Here is a 19,257-nt window from a genome sequence, read left to right on the forward strand (position 1 = left end):
TATGAGATTGAAAAGTTTCGGCTTATGCTAATTCGGCATTACCATTTTTTCAATATAAGAGTTCGCTATGGTGATTTTTCTCCGAGTAGAGCTCCAAGCATTATCTCGGGTGTGGTTGTTTTGAATTCTCTTTGAGCTATGGGAAAGTACTTCATTTTCGCCCATAATTCCTTGTCCCCAACGATAAAGCAGCGCTTTTTCGCACGAGTAATCGCGACATTGAGCAGATTGGGCTTTGACGAGGCCCATTGGGCTGCTCCGATCTTGGTGTCCCCGTCTGCGCCGAGGACCATAATGACGCAATCCTCTTCCTTGCCTTGGAAGGTGTGGACGGTCCCTATCCTCTCTTTGCACCAGTCGTGAAGCGTACGGTTGGGGGGCACGACAGTCGCGCCGTAATTAGTCCAATCCTTTGTCAGCTTTTTCTGCAGCTCATTCTTTACGGCTTTAAAGGGCGATATGACATAGACCGCAGGGAGTTCTCCATAACGAATGAACGTGTCTATGATGAGTCGAACAACGAATTCAATTTGACCTGGAACAATCTGCTGTTTGCTGGTTGTTCCAGGGATGTGCACCCAAGAGCTTGCCACCGGCAAAGGGGGCTGATTGGGGGTAGATTTATGGGGAAGGCCGAATATCATTTTGCCTTCATATGCGATGTCGTTTGAAACGGAAAACATAGGGTCTATGCACCGTCTGTGCACCCGCAAAGGGCTCCCGATCCATGTTTCGGTTTCCCCTGAGCCGGACGATGTGTAGGCTCCGTATTTGTTGCACGCATCGGCTAGGTTTTGAGCCGAAACCGCATTCGGCGCGAAGCCGCCTTCTTTCGTATATGGTGAGAGTGCCGAAATTGGTCGTATCAAGTTGGCAGGGACCGTGAAGACCGGTTCGATTTGGAGCGGATCACCGACAACAACGGCATTTTGTGTCCGCCACAAGGCGCCAACTGCCGCTTGAGGAACGGCTTGACCGGCCTCGTCAATGAATAGCCAGCCAAGAGAATTGGAGCCGACGTCCTTGAATTGGTTCGCATAAGAAGCAAAGGTGGTCGAAACTACCGGCACGATCATAAAGAGGCTTTGCCAAATTGTGAGGGCATCGGATTCCTCAAGGCGGGCATGCCCTTTGAGATAGGTGCTGATAGCCATGATGTTGCCGCCGAAGCCTGCACCGCCGTTGGCCTTGTTTCTGCCGACGTCGGCAAGCCATGCTTCGTGCAGCGCGAGTGCCGCACCAAAGAGTTCCGTCCGGAGTGTTGAGAGCCGTTTGTCGTTCCAGAGTCCTCGTAATTGGAATGTGTCGGATTCGAGTTCGTCTGGGGTCCTGGGCACGTCGATGTCACTGAACTGTTGTTTGAGTCCGGCGAGTTTTGCCGTCTTATCATTCCATTCGTGACGTCGCATATTGAGCCGATTCGAGGCTTCCTCCCATTGGACGTTTATCTCCGTTTCTTGGTCGTGGAGTAGACCTAATTGGCTATCTACGGCGGTAATGTCCGCCTCCAGGCTTTTTCGCATCGACTTGAGGACACGTGCTTTGGATATGTATTCCCTGGCGGATGGACGTCGCAAAAGGCGGCTGAACCAACTGGGTTTCCGTTGATCGAGGATATGCCTGTCCTTTTCTGTCTGGAGAATGGCATGTCGGATTTCAGAGGCCTTTTGGCTGGTGTTCGCTATTTCTCTTTTGATATTTGCAGCTTCTTGCCTGCAAAGCTCAACCTTATGTAGCTCTGCACCAGTGTAAGTTGTTTCTGTTTGTTCAGCCAGTTCCTCCGTTGAATCGGCAAAGAACGCTCGCTTTTCAAGTTCCTCTTCCACTCGCTTCTGTTTGGACAGGAAGGCCGCTCTGGCCGCATCAACATTGGGCCCGTCGTAACGTTTTATCCAGTCGTAGATGGTCAGCAGGCCGAGCTCGTGAGCCGGGAGAGGGTTCCTGGGGTCTGGATAAAACGCAAAACCGTTGTTGAATTGTCTTCTGTTGTTGGCGTTCCCCAAGGCACAAGCTATGAGCCCCCATTGCGATTCATTTTCAGGAAGAGGCGTGAAGTGGTTCCCTTTGTTTCGGGTGGCGATTTTTTGGGCTGTAGGCTGGATATAGGTCCATTGCCGCCAACAGTCTCCCAGTGACGCCTGCTTGGGAAGCTCTCTGGATATGTTGTTGACTGCGGCGTTGTTTGACGAAGCGACGATCATTTCGAAACCGGCGAGCTCCGGTTTAAGGGCGCGGGTCCAAATCCCGTCCCCCAAAGGAATTTGTTTTTTGCCGTCAAAAGCGCATCCGGCTGTTTGGTAGGACGCCAGGATTTTGGCCCTCCGGACAATGTTTTCTGCGACAACGTCACGCAGCAAAGTTGTTTTGCCGGTCCCCGGAGGGCCGTTTACCGAAAAAATGCCGGATTCCTCATTGGCCTCAAAGGCCATGTTGATGGCGAACTGCTGCATAAGGCTCATCAAATGTTCCGGGGTGTCGAACCAATGCCCATGATTGAATAGCTTGGGGTGTAGCTTTTGCCGCAGCAACTGCCTGCCGTTGTTCGAGTATACGTCGATCCTTTCCGTTGGATTGCGCGGCGTGAGGAACTCGAACAATGAGCGAGATATCCTGCCCGCCTCGACGTCCTGTATTGCTCGCTCTATGTCTTGGATGAAAAAACTGTTGAGGATGTCTATCTCGGGTTCAACCGGGCTATTGGCATCTTGTCCATCGTCTCCGTCATTTCTTTCTGACCTTCGGTATGCCTCCTGCCACTGTATTAACCCAAGGGCCTTTTCATCTTTCGGTGTGAATTGGGCCCATTCATACAGAAGGTTGCGCAGTCCGGTAACATCCTCTGCTGTCAGCGGGAGCGGAGTGTCTGCCTGACCTCGTTGGGTTGCGAAGTTTTGAAGCATTTTGACCAACCGCCCTTGAGCCAATGAGAATTCCCTGGCGTTCAGCCCCGGTAGTCCAGAGCTTTGAACCGTTCCCAATGCCCATGGTAAAGTCGAAATCGAGATTTCATCGAAAAGAGGTTCCTTGTGCTCGTTGAGTTTAATCTTTGCAAAGCAAGTGGCCCCCTCTAAACTCCCTCGTGCCTCATTTTCGTATTCATCAGTTTGCGTTGGCTTCAGGATACGATTGCTGATCAAAGAAATCTCTTCTTTGTCAAACACGCCAAGGAATAAACCGTACCTGGGAGCCTTGTCTGCTGCGCACTCCGGAAAGGGGAACATCTCCGATTCGGCATGGAGCGAATTTTCGAGTAGCCAGTTTACTTGTTTATAACGGTGCGTGTCTTTGACAACGCTTCCATCAAGATCAAACGGGATGAAGAATTCAACTTTATGCCATGAATTGAGGATGGCGAGGAGACGTTCTTTATCGGATTCAGTCAGGGTGATGCTGCTGTCTTTTTTCATTTCAAAACCTTGGGATCGATCTTGGAGGGGGGTATTTGTCGAGGAGAATTCTGCGGTAGCGTCTTTTCGTCTAAAAGCTTTAGCCTCACCCAAAACCAACAGAGGCAGGAGTGTGGGCATGAAAATCGACTTTCCACCATTTGCTGCCAGGGAATGATGTCATGTAATTATTCCTTGATTTGCTGATCGGTTGAATATGTGAACAAATACCTTGTCCTGGATTGTTTGTGAAGGGTGTTGAAGTCGTTAAAGATGTATGCTCTTTTAGTAAAAGCGTTACGCAGCAGTCGTTTGATTTGTTTCTGGAGGCGATATGAACCGATTGGATATGTGCCTAGAGGTCTTGCAGGCCGTGAAAAAGAAAATGCACGTTAGGGATATCGCCGGGGCTTTGGCCACTCGTTACCCAGCTGAATTCGGCACGGAAGATACAGAAACGCTTGCCCGAAAAGTTAGTCAATCCATCAGCAATCACATTCGCAGTGCCGGGCGTAACTCCAAGATCAGTAAAGTTCCCAATGGCCGAGGCGGGCATCTCTCAGGCATGTTCAGAGCCAAACAAAAGCGGAAGAAAACCACCCTAGCTAAGCCTCCGCAGGTTTCGAACGGATATACCGGCAAGGCTGGCGAGTACGGCTTGTTGAGTGAGCTTCTTTTTATGGGTTACAATGCTTCGATCATGACAGTTGATGAGGGAATCGATGTCGTCGCATCTAGAGATAATAAGTATTTTCATATTCAGGTTAAAACGGCAAACAGCAATCCTCAAGGGAAATTCCAGTTCACCATCTCTGCAAAAAGCTATAAATCTTATGATGCGTCTACGACGTTCTACGTCCTCATTACCCACCATTTCATATGCAACGCATGGAGAAGCGACTATATAGTATTTCAAAGTGGAGATATCACAAAACTTATTGCAACTGGTGTTGTCGCAGCCGGTAAGCAGCATTCGTTTTTGGTTTTGTATGAGGGCAACAGGTGTTTATTAAATAACGGTAATGATATAACATATCATTTGAACAATTTTGATCCCATGAAATAGTTGTGTGTGGAGCTTGTTGGCATAATCCCAATCCGTTTTGAGATTTCTTGACTTAACGGTTGGCAGACTCTAAAAATTGTCTGTAGAAAATGAAATCTCGGGAATGACAATTTAACCGATAGAGGACTGATATGCAGAAGAAGAATGATGAGCACATGGAGAAGTTTGGGTTTGCCGTTGTTTCCGACGAAGACGGCATGGACAGCGTCGCCTACACGGCTTCCTGTTCCGGCAGTCGTTCCGATTGCTGCACCAGAACCTGCTCTGCGGATGCCAACTTCGCGGAGAGCGCTGAGGCTTGGGAACAGTATCTGGCAGTCAAGGGCGGACAGGTTCAGTACTAGCAGGCGAAATCGTAATGACGCATATTTTGGAAGCCTCCGCCCCGGAACTTCGAGACGGGGTGGAGGTTTTTCTTTATCCTGAGAAGGAAGGGATCTGCCAGGTCCTCTTCCTTTTTTTGTCCAACAGACGGCGTTTGCGCATTGAGTGCAAACCGGCCTTTGCGACTCTGCTCAAGGAATTATCCAAGCCGCTGCCATTAACGGATTCCCTGAACCATTCCGGGCTGGTCATGGACGAAGAAACCGAGGCCTTTCTCTCCTTTCTTGAGACTGAAGGAATCGTCACCTTGTCCGACCCGCTCGCAACGGACCTGCTTCCCGTCGAGTATGTGGAGCAATACAAGCGCCAGTTGTATTTCTTGCTGGATATCCTCAAGTCGCCGCAAAAGGCTCATGAAGTCCAAAAGCGGATTTTTGACGCGCACATAACCGTTTTCGGCCTCGGCGCCGTGGGCAGCGGCATCCTGCAACAGCTCTGCATGATGGGCTTTAGGCGATTTACCCTCATCGACTGCGCCGATGTCGAGGAGAACGACATAGCCCGGACGCCGTACCGGATTGCCACACAGGTGGGAATCCCCAAGACGGAGGCTGCCAAGGCGTTGGCGGCGGATTTCGCCTTTGATCCCGAAGTCGAGTTGCATAATGTCACCCTCAGGACGGATACCGACCTCGACGAGTTGGTCCAGGGAACGACGCTCATCATCAACACCACCGATCAACCCTACGTCGGCTACACCAACATCAAGCTTTCGCGGTATTCCCTGCAGCACGACATACCCGTGCTGGCTGCCGGTGGATTCGATGCCCATCTCGCATCTCTGGGGGAGTTGCTGATCCCCCATGTGACGCCGTGCGCGGATTGCTATGCCACGTTTTTTCATGAGAGCCTGAAGGATTGGAAGCCGATCCCCCACCCGGTCAAGGAGCGCGAAGGCTGGTTCGGCGGGTTGGGCAGCCTGTCCACGTTCAGCGCCTCCACGGCAGTGCTGGATATCCTGGGCTACTTCATGAACCCGGAAGACCGAAAGGCGGCTCCCGGCGGGCGGGGCGAATTTCTTTTTCATGATTACAGTCTCGATACCTTTGTCGTTGAAAGGGACAAGGAGTGCCAGTTCTGCGGGGAGGGGCGGAAATGAGTCGATACAGCGATGAGCGCTTCCGCCTCCGCCCATCGGTTTCGTTCGTGCCCATGCCGCAGGAGGGGACCTACCAGTTCTTTGTTTCGGACATCAGGCAGAGTTTCAACCTGGCCTTTGCCGATGAGGATTACGTCACGATCCTTTCCAACCTGGATGGGCGTCTGCCGTATGCCAAGCTGGCGGAAGCCTATGCCCTCACTGACCGGCAGAGCGTCGGTTTGGAACGGCTTTTCGAGGTCCTGATTGAACGGTGTGCCGTGGAGGATGCGCGAGTTGTGGCGTCGCGCGAAACCGACCCGTTTCGGCGGGTCAAGACGTTCATCGGCTCCTATGTCCCGTATTACGATGTGGAATCCGTCTGGCAGCGGATAGCCGAAAGCCATGCGGTCGTGATCGGGGCCGGAGGCGTGGGGAGTTGGGTCGTCTCCCTGCTGGCCCAGATGGGTATCAGGCATTTCACGCTGCTCGACGACGACGTGGTCAAGCCGCACAACCTGAACCGCTCCCTGTTCACCAAGGGGGATGTGGGCAGCCTCAAGACCTTGGCCCTGGAAAAGATGCTCAACTCGCGACGGGAGGGGTATTACACGGTCCGGACCATTCAAGAGAAGCTGAAAAGTTCGGAGCGGCTGATCGCGTTGTTGAAGGGCGACATGCAGCCGCAGACGGTTCTGATCAATTGCGCGGATTTTCCTTCGGTGGCCCACACCTCGGCAATTATCAACGAGGCGGCCTTTGCGCTCGACCTGCCCTACATCATTGCCGGCGGCTACAACATGCACCTCAGCCTGGTGGGGCCGACGATCATCCCAGGCAAGACGCCGTGCTTCCATTGCATCTCGCACGGCATGGACCAGCTCAAGGTGGCCGAGATCGAGGGGGCGGAGCGCATCGTCAAGGAGCACCGCAACCTCGGCAATCTGGCCCCCCTGGCGGCGCTCTCCGCCTCCTTTGTGGCCAACGAGTGCCTGAAGCTGTTGCTCGGATTGCCGAATCTGCAGCCGACCATGACCAGCAAGCGCGGCGAGTTCAATTTTTTCACAAAGAAGTTGGTGCTGGAAGAGTATGGCGTGTGGAATGAGTGTCCGTATTGCAGTGGGAGTAGCTGATGGGACGTTATGCAAAATTATTGCTTGGAGTGACAGGTGGTTTCTTGGTGTCAGCCTTTGTTTTTTTTATGGCTCGCCAAATTGATTTTGTTTTTCTTAAAGCGTTTGAGCCTTCAATCAACGAACTCGTCCAGAAGGAGTATCTTAACAATTTTAGTGGATATCGTGATTTCGTGACAGTTGTGACGGGATTACTTGCACTTATAGTGGGGGCAATAGGCATAGGTGCATTTATTTCATTTCGGAGATTTAAAGAAGAAGAGGAAAAGGTTACAGAACGAAGAAAACAGTTAGAAATGTTTCTTTTGATTGAGGAAGCCAGAAACATTATGGAATATGAATGGGGATTTCTTTCTGCTATCAAATTATACGACAAGGCTGAGGATAAGTATGATGGTCATTATCTTCTTTATTCGTTGAGAGGGGCTGCATATTATATCGCCGCGAGAAAAAACCTTAGGTTGGCAACAGGAAAGGAAGATTTGTTTTTTAATAAAGCAAAGCGAGACTTTCGAAGTGCCCTGAAAAAGAATAAAAAATCAATGCTCGCACAGTATGGATTGGGTGAGGTTCTGTTTCAAGAAGCTTTAAGCAAACGACCTACCATAGAGGGATTATCTTTTGATTGGGATAAGGTAAACACTTTTGATTCAGTAGATAATGATTCAGATATACTCAAAGAAGTAAGAAACACTTTGCAACTAAAGGTTGGCGGGGACTATTCAGGGGCAAATAGGAAGACGGTTGAAAAATCTATTTTACTCATCAAAGATGCCATTTTTAATGGATATGACTCTGTAGTTGGAAATCACACGTTAGGAACGATGTATGAATCGTTAGATGATATCACTAATGCTTATAAATGCTATAAAAAAGCTTATGGTAATGGATATATAGCAGCTGGGTATCAATACTGTTATCTATGGTTAAGGAAGAACTGTTCTACTGGTTGTACACAGGTTGAAAATGAGATAGTTGAGATATTAGAAGACGTTAGTATGGATGATGATGATTTCAGCAAAGCTGCATATGCCTTGCTTTGGTTTGTCTTTCTGAACGATGACAACAAGTTTAATGAGGCAAAAAGAGTTTTTAGTGAAACTGATAAGCATACTATAGAAAATTTGTTTTGTATAACTAGTAAAATATCCTGAACTGGCCATGCTCACCCTCCGCAGCATAGAAACCAACAACCTCAAGTCGGTTGACGTTTCCATCCCGTACGGACAAATAACCGCCGTTGTCGGCGGGAGCGGGGCGGGCAAGACTTCGCTGGCGTTCCATACGCTCTATGCGCTCTGCAAGAACGAACTCGATACCATTTCCGGCATCCCGGCCAGCCACCGGCCCAAGGTCCGGGATTATGCCAACCTGCTCCCGGCCATCGGCCTGAAGCAGAAGAACGCCAACGTCAATCCCCGGTCGAGCGTCTTCACCTATCTCGGGCTCGACAAGTTGTTCCTGCCCCTGTTCCTGCAGGCCAATCCGGACATCAAACGGAACATCCTGGCCCAGAACAATCCGGCTAACCATTGCCCGGCCTGCGAGGGGCTCGGCGTGGTCTACAGGCCCGATCCAGCCCGGATCGTCGATCTACACAAGCCACTTGCGGACAAGCCCTTCCTCTCCTGGAACAACTTCCTCTCCAATCATTATTATCCTTTGCTGGAAGCCTTCTGCGGCGCGCGTAGCATCGACATGGGCAAGTCCCTTTCCCAGTTGCCGTCACAACAGCAGGAATTGCTGCTTCATGGGGCCGACGATAAGCAATTTCAGGTCAAGTACAAGCAAAAGAACCGCTACCGGCAGAAATGGTTTCCTTTTGTGGGCGCTATCCGGGAGATTCAGGAATGCTGCGACAACTTGCAAGTGCCGGGAAATCGGCAAAAGGCCAAGTCGTACATCTCCGAACAGGTCTGCCCGAAGTGTCATGGGGCCAGGTTTGCGGAGTATCTTTCAGAGTACACGCTCAACGGCATGACGATCCACGACATCCTCTTGTCGAGCTTTGATGCGCTATTCCCTTTCATTCAATCCATCCCGGCCCGTGAATTTGCCGTAAACAAGCTGACGGCCTTGGTCGCCAATGTGGTCAGGAACAACCTGGGCTACCTCGCCCTGATGCGTTCGATACCGTCCCTCTCCGGGGGTGAGTTCCAGCGGCTGCAACTGGCCTCGGTGCTCAGCTCGGACTTCACGAACCTGCTCTACGTGATCGACGAGGTCTCCTCCTCGCTACACGTCGCGGAATACCCGGATGTCATTTCCCAACTCAAGGCGTTGAGGGAGCGCAATTCCACCCTGGTCATGGTCGAACACGAACTGGAATTCATCGAGAAGGCCGACAACCTGATAGCTCTTGAGGACGGCAGGGTGATCGACTCAACGGATTGGCTTCAGCGACAGCGGGAGGTCTCCGTTGACCGCATTAAAGTCGAGCCGCGAGGCGCTATGGAATTCACCGTTCACGACGTCCACAATATACGCCACCTCGATGTCACCATCCCAATGGGCTGCCTGATCGGCTGCTGCGGTGTGTCCGGCTCCGGCAAGTCCTCGTTTGCCGAGGCAATATCGGGCAGGAGTGGCGTTGAATACATCAGCCAGGGAACGATCCAGGGGAACAGCAATTCAACGGTGGCGACCTACCTCAAGCTCATGCAGCCGATTGATTCGTTTCTGTGCAAGGCCCTGGGTGCTCCATTGAAGACGTTCCTGTTCAACAACAGCGCCAGTCAATGCCCGGTCTGCGAGGGCAAGGGATATGTGGAGCAGGAAGCCTCATTCGGCCATGCGTTTCGTTCTGTCTGCGAAGCCTGCGAGGGCAGGCGCTACAGCCCGGAAGTACTTGCGTACCGATTCAATTCGCTTTCCGTTCACGACATCCTGACGATGACGGTCGCGGACTTGTCGGCGGCTGGGGTGTTCGCGGAAAGCAGGAAGATCGCCGCCAAATTGGAGGACATGATCAGCATCGGATTGGGGCACCTGAGCCTCTTCAGGGCCACCAGCGAACTTTCGGGCGGGGAGGCGCAGCGGATCAAGCTCCTGTCCCGAGTGAAGGCCAATCTCAAGAATACCTTCCTCATCATCGACGAGCCTGCCAACGGCCTGGAGCGTCACGATACAAAGCGTCTGATCGGATTCCTGGACAGATTGCTCACCAAGGCAAAGGGGATCATGGTCATCGAGCACAACCTGTTCTTGCTGAAAAGCATGGACTACATTTTGGAGTTCGGCCCTCGCGGCGGCGACAATGGCGGCGACATTATTTTTCAGGGCCGCATTGAGGATATGGACGGTTCGGAGTCTGTCCTCAAGATTTTTGTTTAGACGTTAATATCGGTGGGGCGCATTAAAGGTTCAAGCCGCGTCAGTATGAGTTGCTCCGGGGCTTTTCATGTCCGCTTTCTAGAGTAGCATGCGAGAGTCTCTGGCTTTCTACCGTGATCTTCCGGCGAGTCTCTCCGCCAATCGATCCGCCCTTAAATGGGTATACCTCTTTAGCATCTGCAAATTCTTGTGCCCGGTGATTTCCGCGATTTCCAGCAAGTCCAGGTCCGTATTTTCAAACAGCCTCGATGTCGCCTCGTGCCTAAGGTCATGAAAGGTTAAATCCTTAATTTCGGCCTCAGCCCTTGCTCGGCGCATTGCAATCGTGATCGCATTTTCACTCATGCCGAAGACCGACCCTGAGAGCTGTCGAGGTATGCTTTTTAAGATTGCAATGGCTTTCGGAGAGAGGGGGACAGTCCGTTCAGATTTGTTTTTCGTATTTTGCAAGTATGCGGTTTTGCGCTTTAGGTCGACATGGTCCCATCCTAGATTGGCTATTTCCGAGCGGCGCATTGCCGTTTCAATAGCGAATTGAACCACTGGCTTAAAGCTTTTACCGCAAGCATTGATCAGCCTCTCTTCTTCGCCCTTTTCTTCTCCATTTGCGGCAGGCTGAAGACGCCTAGTTCTTCCTCCGCTTAGCTTTGGCTTCCTTGCCCTTTTTATGGGGTTGCCTAGGCTTTCCATTCCCCATTCGATTGCGGCCACTTCAAACACCCTTGAGATAGTTGCCAAGTCGAGACGAATGGTATTGGGCTTGACGCCATCTCCTTCACGCTCCTTGATGAAGTCGGAGATGTCCTTCGTGCGGATAGCGGCCATGGTTTTGTTGGCGATGTCCCGTTTTTGGATCGCCTTCGCTCTGCGTGTTTCGTTGGCTATCATTTTGAGGCGTGGGATGTATTCCTCAATGAATCGGTCAAGCGCCTCTTTGAGCGTTGTGCTCTCAGCCTCTTTGCGTGAGACAAAGTTGCCTCGATTCATTTCCGATTCGATGTCTTGAATCCAAGCATCGGCGTCGGCTTTGTACTTGAAAGATTTGCTTTGTGTAGCCTGACCTTTCTTGCGGATACGGACTTCCCACTTCTGGCCTCGTTTTCGGATGGTCGCCATGGTTGCTCCTTTTCTTGATTTCACTGGAGCAAAATTGGAGCATCCTGTCAAATGGGCACAAAAAAAGGGTCTAGCAACTTGCTAAACCCTTGATTTCGCTGGAGCCAGGAATCGGAATTGAACCGACGACCTACTGATTACGAATCAGTTGCTCTACCAACTGAGCTATCCTGGCGAAACGGGAGTCGATTTTTATACTAGGTGGCGTGGGTGGTCAAGGTAAAAGAGTGGTTAAGACAGGGGGAGAGTAGGGGGGCGGCGAGAGGGAGGTTGGAATAAGGGGGTGGCTTTTCCTGGGGAGGTTGGTATTGTGGGTGGCCTAGGTGTTTATTCAGCGAATCAACAGGCTGTCGGGCATTAGGGAGAGTTGGCGGGTGAGAAAGGGAAGGACCATCGGCAGGGCCGGGTTGCTGGGCATGGTGGCTGTTTCCTGGATTTCCATCCTGGTTATTGGTGGGGTTTGGCTGTACTCCATGCATGCCGATTTTCAGGCCGACACGGTCCGGCTTCGCGAGGACCGCTACGGCGAGCGTCGCGATCTGGTCAAGAGCGAGGTGGAGGAGGCCCTGGGGCTGATCGCGCGGCTCCGGCGGTCCGCCGGCGCGGCTTTGGAACGTAGGCTCGAAGCCCGGATACGCGACATCAGAGCCTTGAACGAAGTCCTCGGGCGCGATCTGGCCAAAGGGACCGCCCCCGCCATGCTGCGCATCGCCACGATGCGGCTCATGGCCGCCTTGGATCGCAGTGAGGCCCGGCTTTACGCCGTCCGCGGCGACACCCTCTATCTTTTCTCTCCATTTCCCAAGTGGGTCGATAGCGAGGACGCCCTGTCCCAGTTGGAGGCCGAGCTCACGGGCATGACCAACGGGCAACGCAGGCTGACCCTCAAGGTGCCCGACGGACTGAATCAGTACACCTTGCTGGTCAAGGTCAACGAGTTCGAGGCCCAGGGACTGCGCGTGGTGGTCGGGGCCTGCCTCGAAATGGCCGAGGAGGCGATCAAGGAGACCGCCCTGCGGGAACTGGGGGAGATTCGCTACGCCCGGAACGAAACCTTGTTCGGCGGGACGCTGGAGGGCGAATCCATCCTCGGCCCGGCGCACGGCCGGAACATGTGGTCCATCACCGACGCCAACGACGTGAAGATCGTCCAGGAGCTCATTGCGGCTGCCAAGCGCGGCGGGGGGTTCGTGACCTACGTCATGCCGCCCCTGAGTGGCCAGCGCAACGCACTCAAGGTCAGCTACGCCCAACTCGTGCCGGACTGGGGCTGGTATATCGGCACCGGGGTCTTCGTGGACGACATCGAGGGCGTCATTGATCTCAAGCGCAAACAGCTCGAACAGCACATCCAGGACCGCGTCCTGCTTATCCTGTCCGGCATGGCCGCGCTCAGCCTGCTGGCCCTGTATCTGTCCCGCCGTCTGTCCCGGAACATCGAGAATAATGTGGCCTCCTTCACCCAGGTCTGGAAGCGGGCCACGTCGGGCAAGGGGGAGATTGACCTGGCTTCCCTGGACTACGCGGAATTCAAGTCGCTGGCCGAAGCCGCCAATCGCATGGTCGGCGAATGGCAGGCGGCGCAGGAGGCCCTGTCCGAGAGCCTGGAGCGGTTCAGCTCGTTGGTCTCGAATATTCCGGGCGTTATCTACCACAGCGACTTCAAGAACGGCTGGGTGAACCAGTTCGTCAGCGAGACGGCCTTGGACGTGACCGGATACCCCGCCTCGGAGTTCGTGGCGGGCGGTGGGCGATCCTTTCAGTCCATCATCCATCCCGAGGACCGGGATTGGGTGGCCCGCTCCCTGCGCGAGGGACAGGAGCACCGCCAGACCTTTCTGGCGGACTACCGGATCATCCGCCGGGACGGCGAAGTCCGTTGGCTGTCCGAGCGCGGGCGCATCCTTCCTGGTGAGCAGGGCGCGCCGGACCGCATCGACGGCGTGATCTTTGATGTGACTGACAGGAAGCATGCCGAGGAGGAGTATTACAACCATATCCATTTTCTTGAGACCTTGGACCGTATCGACCGGGCCATGCATGCAGGGACTTCCACTCAACGGATGCTTGAGAATACGCTGGAGGCTATCCGGGTGGCCTTCGGGGCCGATCGGGCCTGGCTGCTCCTGCCGTGCGATCCCGAGGCGGAGGCGTTTCGGGGGGTGGTGCATCAGACGTCCTCGGCGTTTCCCTTTGAAGGGGAAGTGACTCTGCTTTCGGATGAGAATCTTCGTCGGGACATGGGGATGCTGTTGGAAAGTTCCGTGCCTTTGGCCTTCGATCCCTCCACCGGGCGGACGATTTCCCAAAACGTCATGGATCGATTTCACGTCAAGTCGCAGCTCCTGTTCGCCATCCGGCCGCGGGTCGGCCAGGCGTGGGTCCTGGGGCTGCATCAATGCCGGGAAGCGCGCGTCTGGACCACTGAGGAAGTACGCCTGTTCACCGAGGCGGGCCGTCGTCTGGCCGACGGATTGAACGTGGCGCTGATTTTCGACGAACTGAGCGAGAGCGAGGAACGGTTCCGGACTTTTTCCGAACAGACCATGCTCGGCCTGTGCGTCCTGCAGGAGGACAAGGTCATCTTCATCAACCAGGCCGCGGCGGACATCATCGAGTCCTCGGTGGAAGACATCATGGCCTTGCCGCCCGGCGGGTTTACCCGCTATCTGCATCCGGACGACAGCAGTTTCGTCCTGGATCAGGCCCGGCGCAAGCAGGCCGGGGAGGACGGCGTGGTCTCGGCCTACACCTGGCGCGCGGTGACCAGCACGGGCCGGGTCAAGTGGGTGGAGATCCACTCCCGGACCACCAAAGTCAACGGCAAGTCCGCCGATTTGGTTTCCTTGGTGGACATCACCACTTCGAAACGCGCCGAGGAGGACCTGGAGGCGATCATCGCCGAGCGCACCTCGGCCCTGGCTCTCAAGGCTGAAGAGTTGAAGCGGGCCAACGCCGAATTGACCCGGCTCGACGACCTCAAATCCTCTTTTCTGACCACCGCGTCCCACGCCATGCGCACGCCGCTGACCTCGGTGCTCGGCTACGGCACTCTGGCGCGCAAGGAATTGGACAGGGTCTTGGCCGGTTCGGGCAACGGCGAGAGCCTGCGTCGGGCCCTGGACAACCTGGATGTCCTGGCGGACGAGGGACGGCGGCTGAATCTGCTAGTGGACCAGTTCATGGAGCTGGCCGACATGGAGGCGGGCGACGATCTGCGAACCGAGAAGGCCTATCCCGTGGCCGGGAGCATCCGGCGGGCCGTGGAGGACGCCCGGGTCGAGTGTCGGCACAAGGGCTGCCTTGAGGTGACCTTGGAGATGGAAGAGAACCTGCCGGACCTCAACGTCTTGCCGGAACACCTGGAGCGGGTCCTGGGCCACCTGCTGGGGAACGCCTGCAATTTCACCCGCGACGGCAGGATCTCCGTGCGCGCGGCCAGCCTGGACGGCAAGGGGCTGGAACTGACCGTGGCCGACACGGGCAAAGGCATCCCCGAGGGGGAACTCGAAGCCATCTTCAAGCCGTTTCATCAAGTGGAGACCGGCGACACGCTGGTGGACGAAATCAAGGGTGCGGGACTCGGCCTGGCCCTGTGCCGGATGGTCGTGGAGAAATTGGGCGGCCGGGTTTGGGCCCGGTCCAAGTCGGGCGGGGGGACGGTCTTTCACGTGACCCTGCCCGGCGGCCGGAAGGGCTCGGTCGAATCTCGGGACCGGGTTGGATCGTAGGCCCGGGTCAGGAGGCCATGAGCTGTTTCAGGGCCTCCTCTTCGTTGTCGAAGACGAGGTAGGCGGTGCTCCGGTTGGCCGCGATGGTCTCATACTGGCGGTGTTGGGCCAAATGGGCCGGCGTGCAGACTTCCACCAAGCGCAGACCATCCAGTTGAAAATCCTGTTTGGCGGCGTAGTCGGCGAGTTCGACAAGGTCGTGATAGTCCAGGTGGAAGTGGGCCTGGGTGTAGTCGAGGAGTATCCGGCGCAACCCGAGCCGTTTGGACTCGGCGCGGTATTGGGCTGAAAAACGGATGACATCGTCGATGGAACGGATGTCACCGGCCACGTTTACCCTGAGGTGGCCTGCGCAGGCCGTGATAGATACGTTGGTAGGCATGACTGTTTCCTTATCCGGAGGATCTATACTCGCCTCGAGAATGCGATGCAAGAAGTGAGGACATGGACAACGGTTTTGTGCTACGCCGGAAAAAAACAAATCGGGGCAACTCCATGCAGTACACCATCACCTATATTTACCACAGCGCCTTTGTCCTGCGCACAGACAGGCGGACCTATCTCTTCGACTATCCCGAAAATGAACATCTGCCGAACGGGGCGGACGGTCTGGTCCGGGACCTCGTGGCCGGGACCGATCTGGCCGTGTTCATCTCCCACGGCCACGCCGACCATTGCAACGGGGACCTCGCTTCCGTAACCCGCACGGCCCGTCAGGTGCGCTACGTGCTCTCCGACGATGTGGCGGAGCTTCGGCCCGAGGCCGTGCCCGGCAATGGGCAGGTGCTCCTGGCCGAGCCGGACGAGACCTACGGTTTCGGCGGTATGATCGTCGAGACCCTGATGTCCAACGATCTGGGCGTGGCCTTCCTTGTGGAGGACAAGTGTTTCCGCTTCTATTACGGCGGCGACCTGGCCGAATGGACCTGGCCGGGCGCGGCCCGGGCCGAAGCGGATTTCACCCGGAAGTTCTTTCAGGGGAACATGGAGCATGCCCGCGCCTTCAAGCCGCAGGTGGCCTTCGCCAATGTGGACCCCCGGCTCGACAATCTGGCCGGGGGCGTGGAAGCATGCCGGATTATCGGTGCGCCCGTGTTCGTACCCATGCACACCTTCGGTGAGACCGCGATCCTGGACGGGTTCGCCCGGACCGTGGAACCGGAGCCGTCCACGGTGTTCCGCTATGCCGCCATGGGAGACTCGGAGGTATTCTCTTTTTAGTTTACAACTGTTTATTCAGGCTGTTAAAGAGTTGGAGCCCTTGAACCCGTCAACGTCACCGGGAGCGTCATGTCTACACGAACCCTGTTTTCGGCCCTGGCTCTCTGCCTGTTTTGCCATATTCTCGGGGCCACTGCGGTTTTTGGCGCTTCTCCGATGGCTGTGATGACCGGCGGCTCCGGCGGGGGCAAGGCCAAGAAGGTCGAAGCGGTCATTCCCCCCGGCGCCACCCCGGGCCAGCTCAACGAGATTCTGGCCTCCATGAGCGACGAACAGGTGCGCCGCCTGCTTATCGAGGAATTACGCAAGAACGCCGTCCCCCCGGCCCATGAGCAAGAGCCCGGCGGCGTGGCCGGGGCCATCGTCCGGGCCAAGCGTGTTGTCCAGAAGGTGCGGGAACGGTTCGCCTACCTCTTTTCCGGTGCGGCCCAGGCCCCGCGGATCCTGCCCGAGGCCTTCCGCAAATCCCTGACCGGCGAGGGCGTGCACCCGCCCGGAGAACTCGGCCTTGGCCTGTTCGCGGTCACGGTCCTGTGGTTCCTGTCGCGCTGGCTCGTGACCCGTCGTGCGGCGGGCCTGCGCAAGCGCATCGAAGATGTGGCCCCGGCTGCGCCCCTGACGGTCAAGGTAGGGCGGCTCCTGGCCCGGGCCTGCTTCGACCTGTTTGCCGTGGCCTGCATGGCTCTGATCACCCTGATCCCCTATCTGCTGATCTTCAACGAGCCCGCCACGGGCCGACCGGTCATCTTCGTCTGGTTGGCGGCCATGCTCGTCGTGGAGCTGGTCCGATTGGCGGCGCGGTTTGTCCTGGCCCCTGACATGGGGGCCATCCGCTTTTTGCCGTTGAGCGATGAAACCGCCCGGTATCTGTTCAAGTGGATCGTGCGCATTGCCTGGGTGGTGGCTCTGGGTATTCTGGCCAGCTCCCTGGTGGAGATGGCCAGGGGCAGCGAATTGGCCTATTTGCTCATTGTGGCCGTCACCGGTTTCATCGTGGCCGCCATGGTCAGCCTGCTCGCCCTGTGGAACAAGCGGCCCGTGGCCGAGGCCATCCGGCGGGCCGTGCCGTTGAACTCCCTGCGCTTTCAGTTGGCCGGATCGTGGCAGGCTGGCGTCATTATCTACGCCCTGGGCTTCTGGCTTTTCTGGGTAGTCGGGCTGCTCGTCTTCGGCCGCCATGCCATGCTCGCCGGGGTCTACACCCTGCTTCTTGTACCGGGCTACCTGCTGGTGGACTGGGGTTGCCAGCGGCTGGTCAGCTTTGCCGCCGGGTTGGCGGACGCACCCATGGGGGATTCGGACGAGGAGGCCGTGGTGCAGGGCGTGCCCAACATCGGCCGGTTCCAGCATTTTCTTTCCGTGGGCTTCCGCGTTCTGGTCCTGGCCGGGGCCGCCTTCCTGCTGCTTCGGATCTGGGGCATTGACCTGGCCTTCGGGCAGGCCACGGTGGGCGCGGGGTTCGATATCCTGCTGACCCTGATCCTGGCCTATATTTTTTGGGTATTCATTTCGAACTATATCGAGAAGCGGCTCAAGGCCAAGGATGACCCCATCGAGGCGCACGGCGAAGGCGAGGGCGGTGGCGGACCTGGCGGCGACCGGTTCTCGACCCTGCTGCAGTTGGTCAAGAAGTTCATCTTCGTGGCCCTGTCGGTGATCACCGTGCTGGTCGTGCTCTCGTCGTTGGGCGTGGACATCGGTCCGCTCATCGCGGGTGCGTCGGTTTTCGGCATCGCCATCGGCTTCGGGGCCCAGACCCTGGTCAAGGACATCATCTCCGGCATCTTCTTTCTTATGGACGACGCCTTCCGGGTGGGAGACTACATCGTCGTGGGCAACGCCACGGGCACGGTCGAGGAGATATCGGTCCGTTCCTTCAAATTGCGGCATCATCTGGGGGCACTGTACACCATCCCCTTCGGGTCCATAAAAGAGGTCCAGAACATGACCCGGGACTGGTCGGTCATGAAGTTGCAGTACCTGGTGCCCTTCGATACGGACATCCATGAGATCAAAAAGATCATCAAGCGGATCAACAAGGAGATCCGGGCTGTTCCGGAGCTCAACGAATTCATGCTTTCGGACATCAAGAGCCAGGGCGTCAAGGCCATGGAGCAGTACGGCATGCGTATGCGGGTCAAGTTCATGACCAAGCCCGGCGGGCAGTTCACCCTACGCAAGCTGGTCCTGGCAAAGATGCGCAAGTACTTCGCCGAGGCGGGCATCGAATTCGCCAAGCCGCGCGTATCCGTGCATATCCCCGAGCGGGAGCGCTTGACCCCCGAGGAGGAGGCCCATGCGGCGGCGGCCGCATCCCAAGTCGTGGAAGAGGGCATGTCGACAAAAAAGAAGAAACATTAACAGGGGCAGACCGGTGCGATTGTTCCGGCCCCGCCGCGGGGGGCGCCATGTCGTTCGAACTGTTGTTCGAGATTCGTAACGGCTACATCGTCGGTGTGGTCACCGGGGTGATCGCCACCCCGGAGGATCTGCTGCGCAAGGTCCGCACCATGATCCACAAAGCGCTGGACAGCAACGTGACCCGCTTTCTCATGGACGAGCGCGGCGCGGAATTGCGGCTGGAGTCCCATGACATTATCGAGGTGGCCAACCAACTGGACGAACGGAACATCCAGACGTTGGGCGGGCGTTCCGCCTGCCTGTGCGATCCCCGGTTCGTGGAGTGCTACAAGGCCTGCGAAACCGTGTATGGCAACCGTTCCCTGAGTTACCGGGTATTCGAACGCGAAGAGGATGCCGTGGCTTGGCTCATGCGCTGATCACGCCTTTTCTTGCGGCCACTTTCGGG

13 protein-coding genes and 1 tRNA gene are annotated in these 19,257 nt (G+C 55.8%); 10 read left to right on the forward strand and 4 right to left on the reverse strand.

Translation table 11 applies throughout. The features are described from left to right. Positions 1 to 65: 65 nt before the first annotated feature. Complete coding sequence (locus J0909_RS11415) at positions 66 to 3,527, reverse strand: DEAD/DEAH box helicase (RefSeq protein ID WP_286181962.1); 3,462 nt, start codon at positions 3,525 to 3,527, stop codon at positions 66 to 68. Between the two features lie 193 nt (positions 3,528 to 3,720). On the opposite strand from J0909_RS11415, the gene J0909_RS11420 reads away from it, so the two are divergent. The 6 genes from J0909_RS11420 (at position 3,721) to J0909_RS11445 (ending at position 10,380) form a co-directional block, all read left to right on the forward strand. Then, positions 3,721 to 4,452, forward strand: a complete 732-nt coding sequence (locus J0909_RS11420; RefSeq protein ID WP_207262969.1) for a hypothetical protein — start codon at positions 3,721 to 3,723, stop codon at positions 4,450 to 4,452. A 131-nt stretch (positions 4,453 to 4,583) separates the two neighbouring features. After that, on the forward strand, positions 4,584 to 4,796 hold the full coding sequence (locus tag J0909_RS11425; protein ID WP_207262971.1) for a hypothetical protein: 213 nt from the start codon (positions 4,584 to 4,586) through the stop codon (positions 4,794 to 4,796). Between the two features lie 14 nt (positions 4,797 to 4,810). After that, positions 4,811 to 5,935, forward strand: a complete 1,125-nt coding sequence (locus J0909_RS11430; RefSeq protein WP_207262972.1) for a ThiF family adenylyltransferase — start codon at positions 4,811 to 4,813, stop codon at positions 5,933 to 5,935. Then, positions 5,932 to 7,047 carry a HesA/MoeB/ThiF family protein gene (locus tag J0909_RS11435; RefSeq protein ID WP_207262974.1) on the forward strand — a complete coding sequence of 372 codons (1,116 nt, stop codon included), beginning with the start codon at positions 5,932 to 5,934 and terminating at the stop codon, positions 7,045 to 7,047. Before J0909_RS11430 ends, J0909_RS11435 begins: the two co-directional genes overlap by 4 nt. Further along, on the forward strand, positions 7,047 to 8,201 hold the full coding sequence (locus J0909_RS11440; RefSeq protein WP_207262976.1) for a hypothetical protein: 1,155 nt from the start codon (positions 7,047 to 7,049) through the stop codon (positions 8,199 to 8,201). The genes J0909_RS11435 and J0909_RS11440 overlap by 1 nt, the downstream gene beginning before the upstream one ends. A gap of 7 nt (positions 8,202 to 8,208) precedes the next feature. After that, a complete protein-coding gene (locus J0909_RS11445; protein WP_207262978.1) occupies positions 8,209 to 10,380 on the forward strand; it encodes an ATP-binding cassette domain-containing protein in 2,172 nt (723 codons plus the stop codon). A gap of 108 nt (positions 10,381 to 10,488) precedes the next feature. Here J0909_RS11445 and J0909_RS11450 read toward each other — a convergent pair whose 3' ends face one another. Both J0909_RS11450 and J0909_RS11455 read right to left on the reverse strand, forming a co-directional pair. Beyond that, positions 10,489 to 11,496: a tyrosine-type recombinase/integrase gene (locus J0909_RS11450; protein ID WP_207262980.1), complete on the reverse strand. Its 1,008-nt coding sequence runs from the start codon at positions 11,494 to 11,496 to the stop codon at positions 10,489 to 10,491. A 99-nt stretch (positions 11,497 to 11,595) separates the two neighbouring features. Beyond that, positions 11,596 to 11,671, reverse strand: a tRNA-Thr gene (locus J0909_RS11455). A 199-nt stretch (positions 11,672 to 11,870) separates the two neighbouring features. Between J0909_RS11455 and J0909_RS11460 the strand changes: the two genes are divergently transcribed. Continuing rightward, on the forward strand, positions 11,871 to 15,227 hold the full coding sequence (locus tag J0909_RS11460; protein WP_207262982.1) for a cache domain-containing protein: 3,357 nt from the start codon (positions 11,871 to 11,873) through the stop codon (positions 15,225 to 15,227). A 7-nt stretch (positions 15,228 to 15,234) separates the two neighbouring features. On the opposite strand, the gene J0909_RS11465 is transcribed toward J0909_RS11460, so the two are convergent. Next, positions 15,235 to 15,609: a hypothetical protein gene (locus J0909_RS11465; RefSeq protein WP_207262984.1), complete on the reverse strand. Its 375-nt coding sequence runs from the start codon at positions 15,607 to 15,609 to the stop codon at positions 15,235 to 15,237. A gap of 113 nt (positions 15,610 to 15,722) precedes the next feature. On the opposite strand from J0909_RS11465, the gene J0909_RS11470 reads away from it, so the two are divergent. The 3 genes from J0909_RS11470 (at position 15,723) to J0909_RS11480 (ending at position 19,228) form a co-directional block, all read left to right on the forward strand. Further along, a complete protein-coding gene (locus J0909_RS11470) occupies positions 15,723 to 16,448 on the forward strand; it encodes an MBL fold metallo-hydrolase (protein ID WP_207262986.1) in 726 nt (241 codons plus the stop codon). Positions 16,449 to 16,517: 69 nt separating this feature from the next. Next, positions 16,518 to 18,809 (forward strand): mechanosensitive ion channel domain-containing protein, encoded by a 2,292-nt coding sequence (locus tag J0909_RS11475; RefSeq protein WP_207262988.1) that lies wholly within the window; start codon positions 16,518 to 16,520, stop codon positions 18,807 to 18,809. 47 nt (positions 18,810 to 18,856) lie between these two features. Beyond that, on the forward strand, positions 18,857 to 19,228 hold the full coding sequence (locus tag J0909_RS11480) for a hypothetical protein (protein ID WP_207262990.1): 372 nt from the start codon (positions 18,857 to 18,859) through the stop codon (positions 19,226 to 19,228). Positions 19,229 to 19,257 lie beyond the last annotated feature (29 nt).

Origin of the sequence: Desulfovibrio sp. Huiquan2017 (assembly GCF_017351175.1) — a bacterium.
Lineage (GTDB): Bacteria > Desulfobacterota > Desulfovibrionia > Desulfovibrionales > Desulfovibrionaceae > Pseudodesulfovibrio.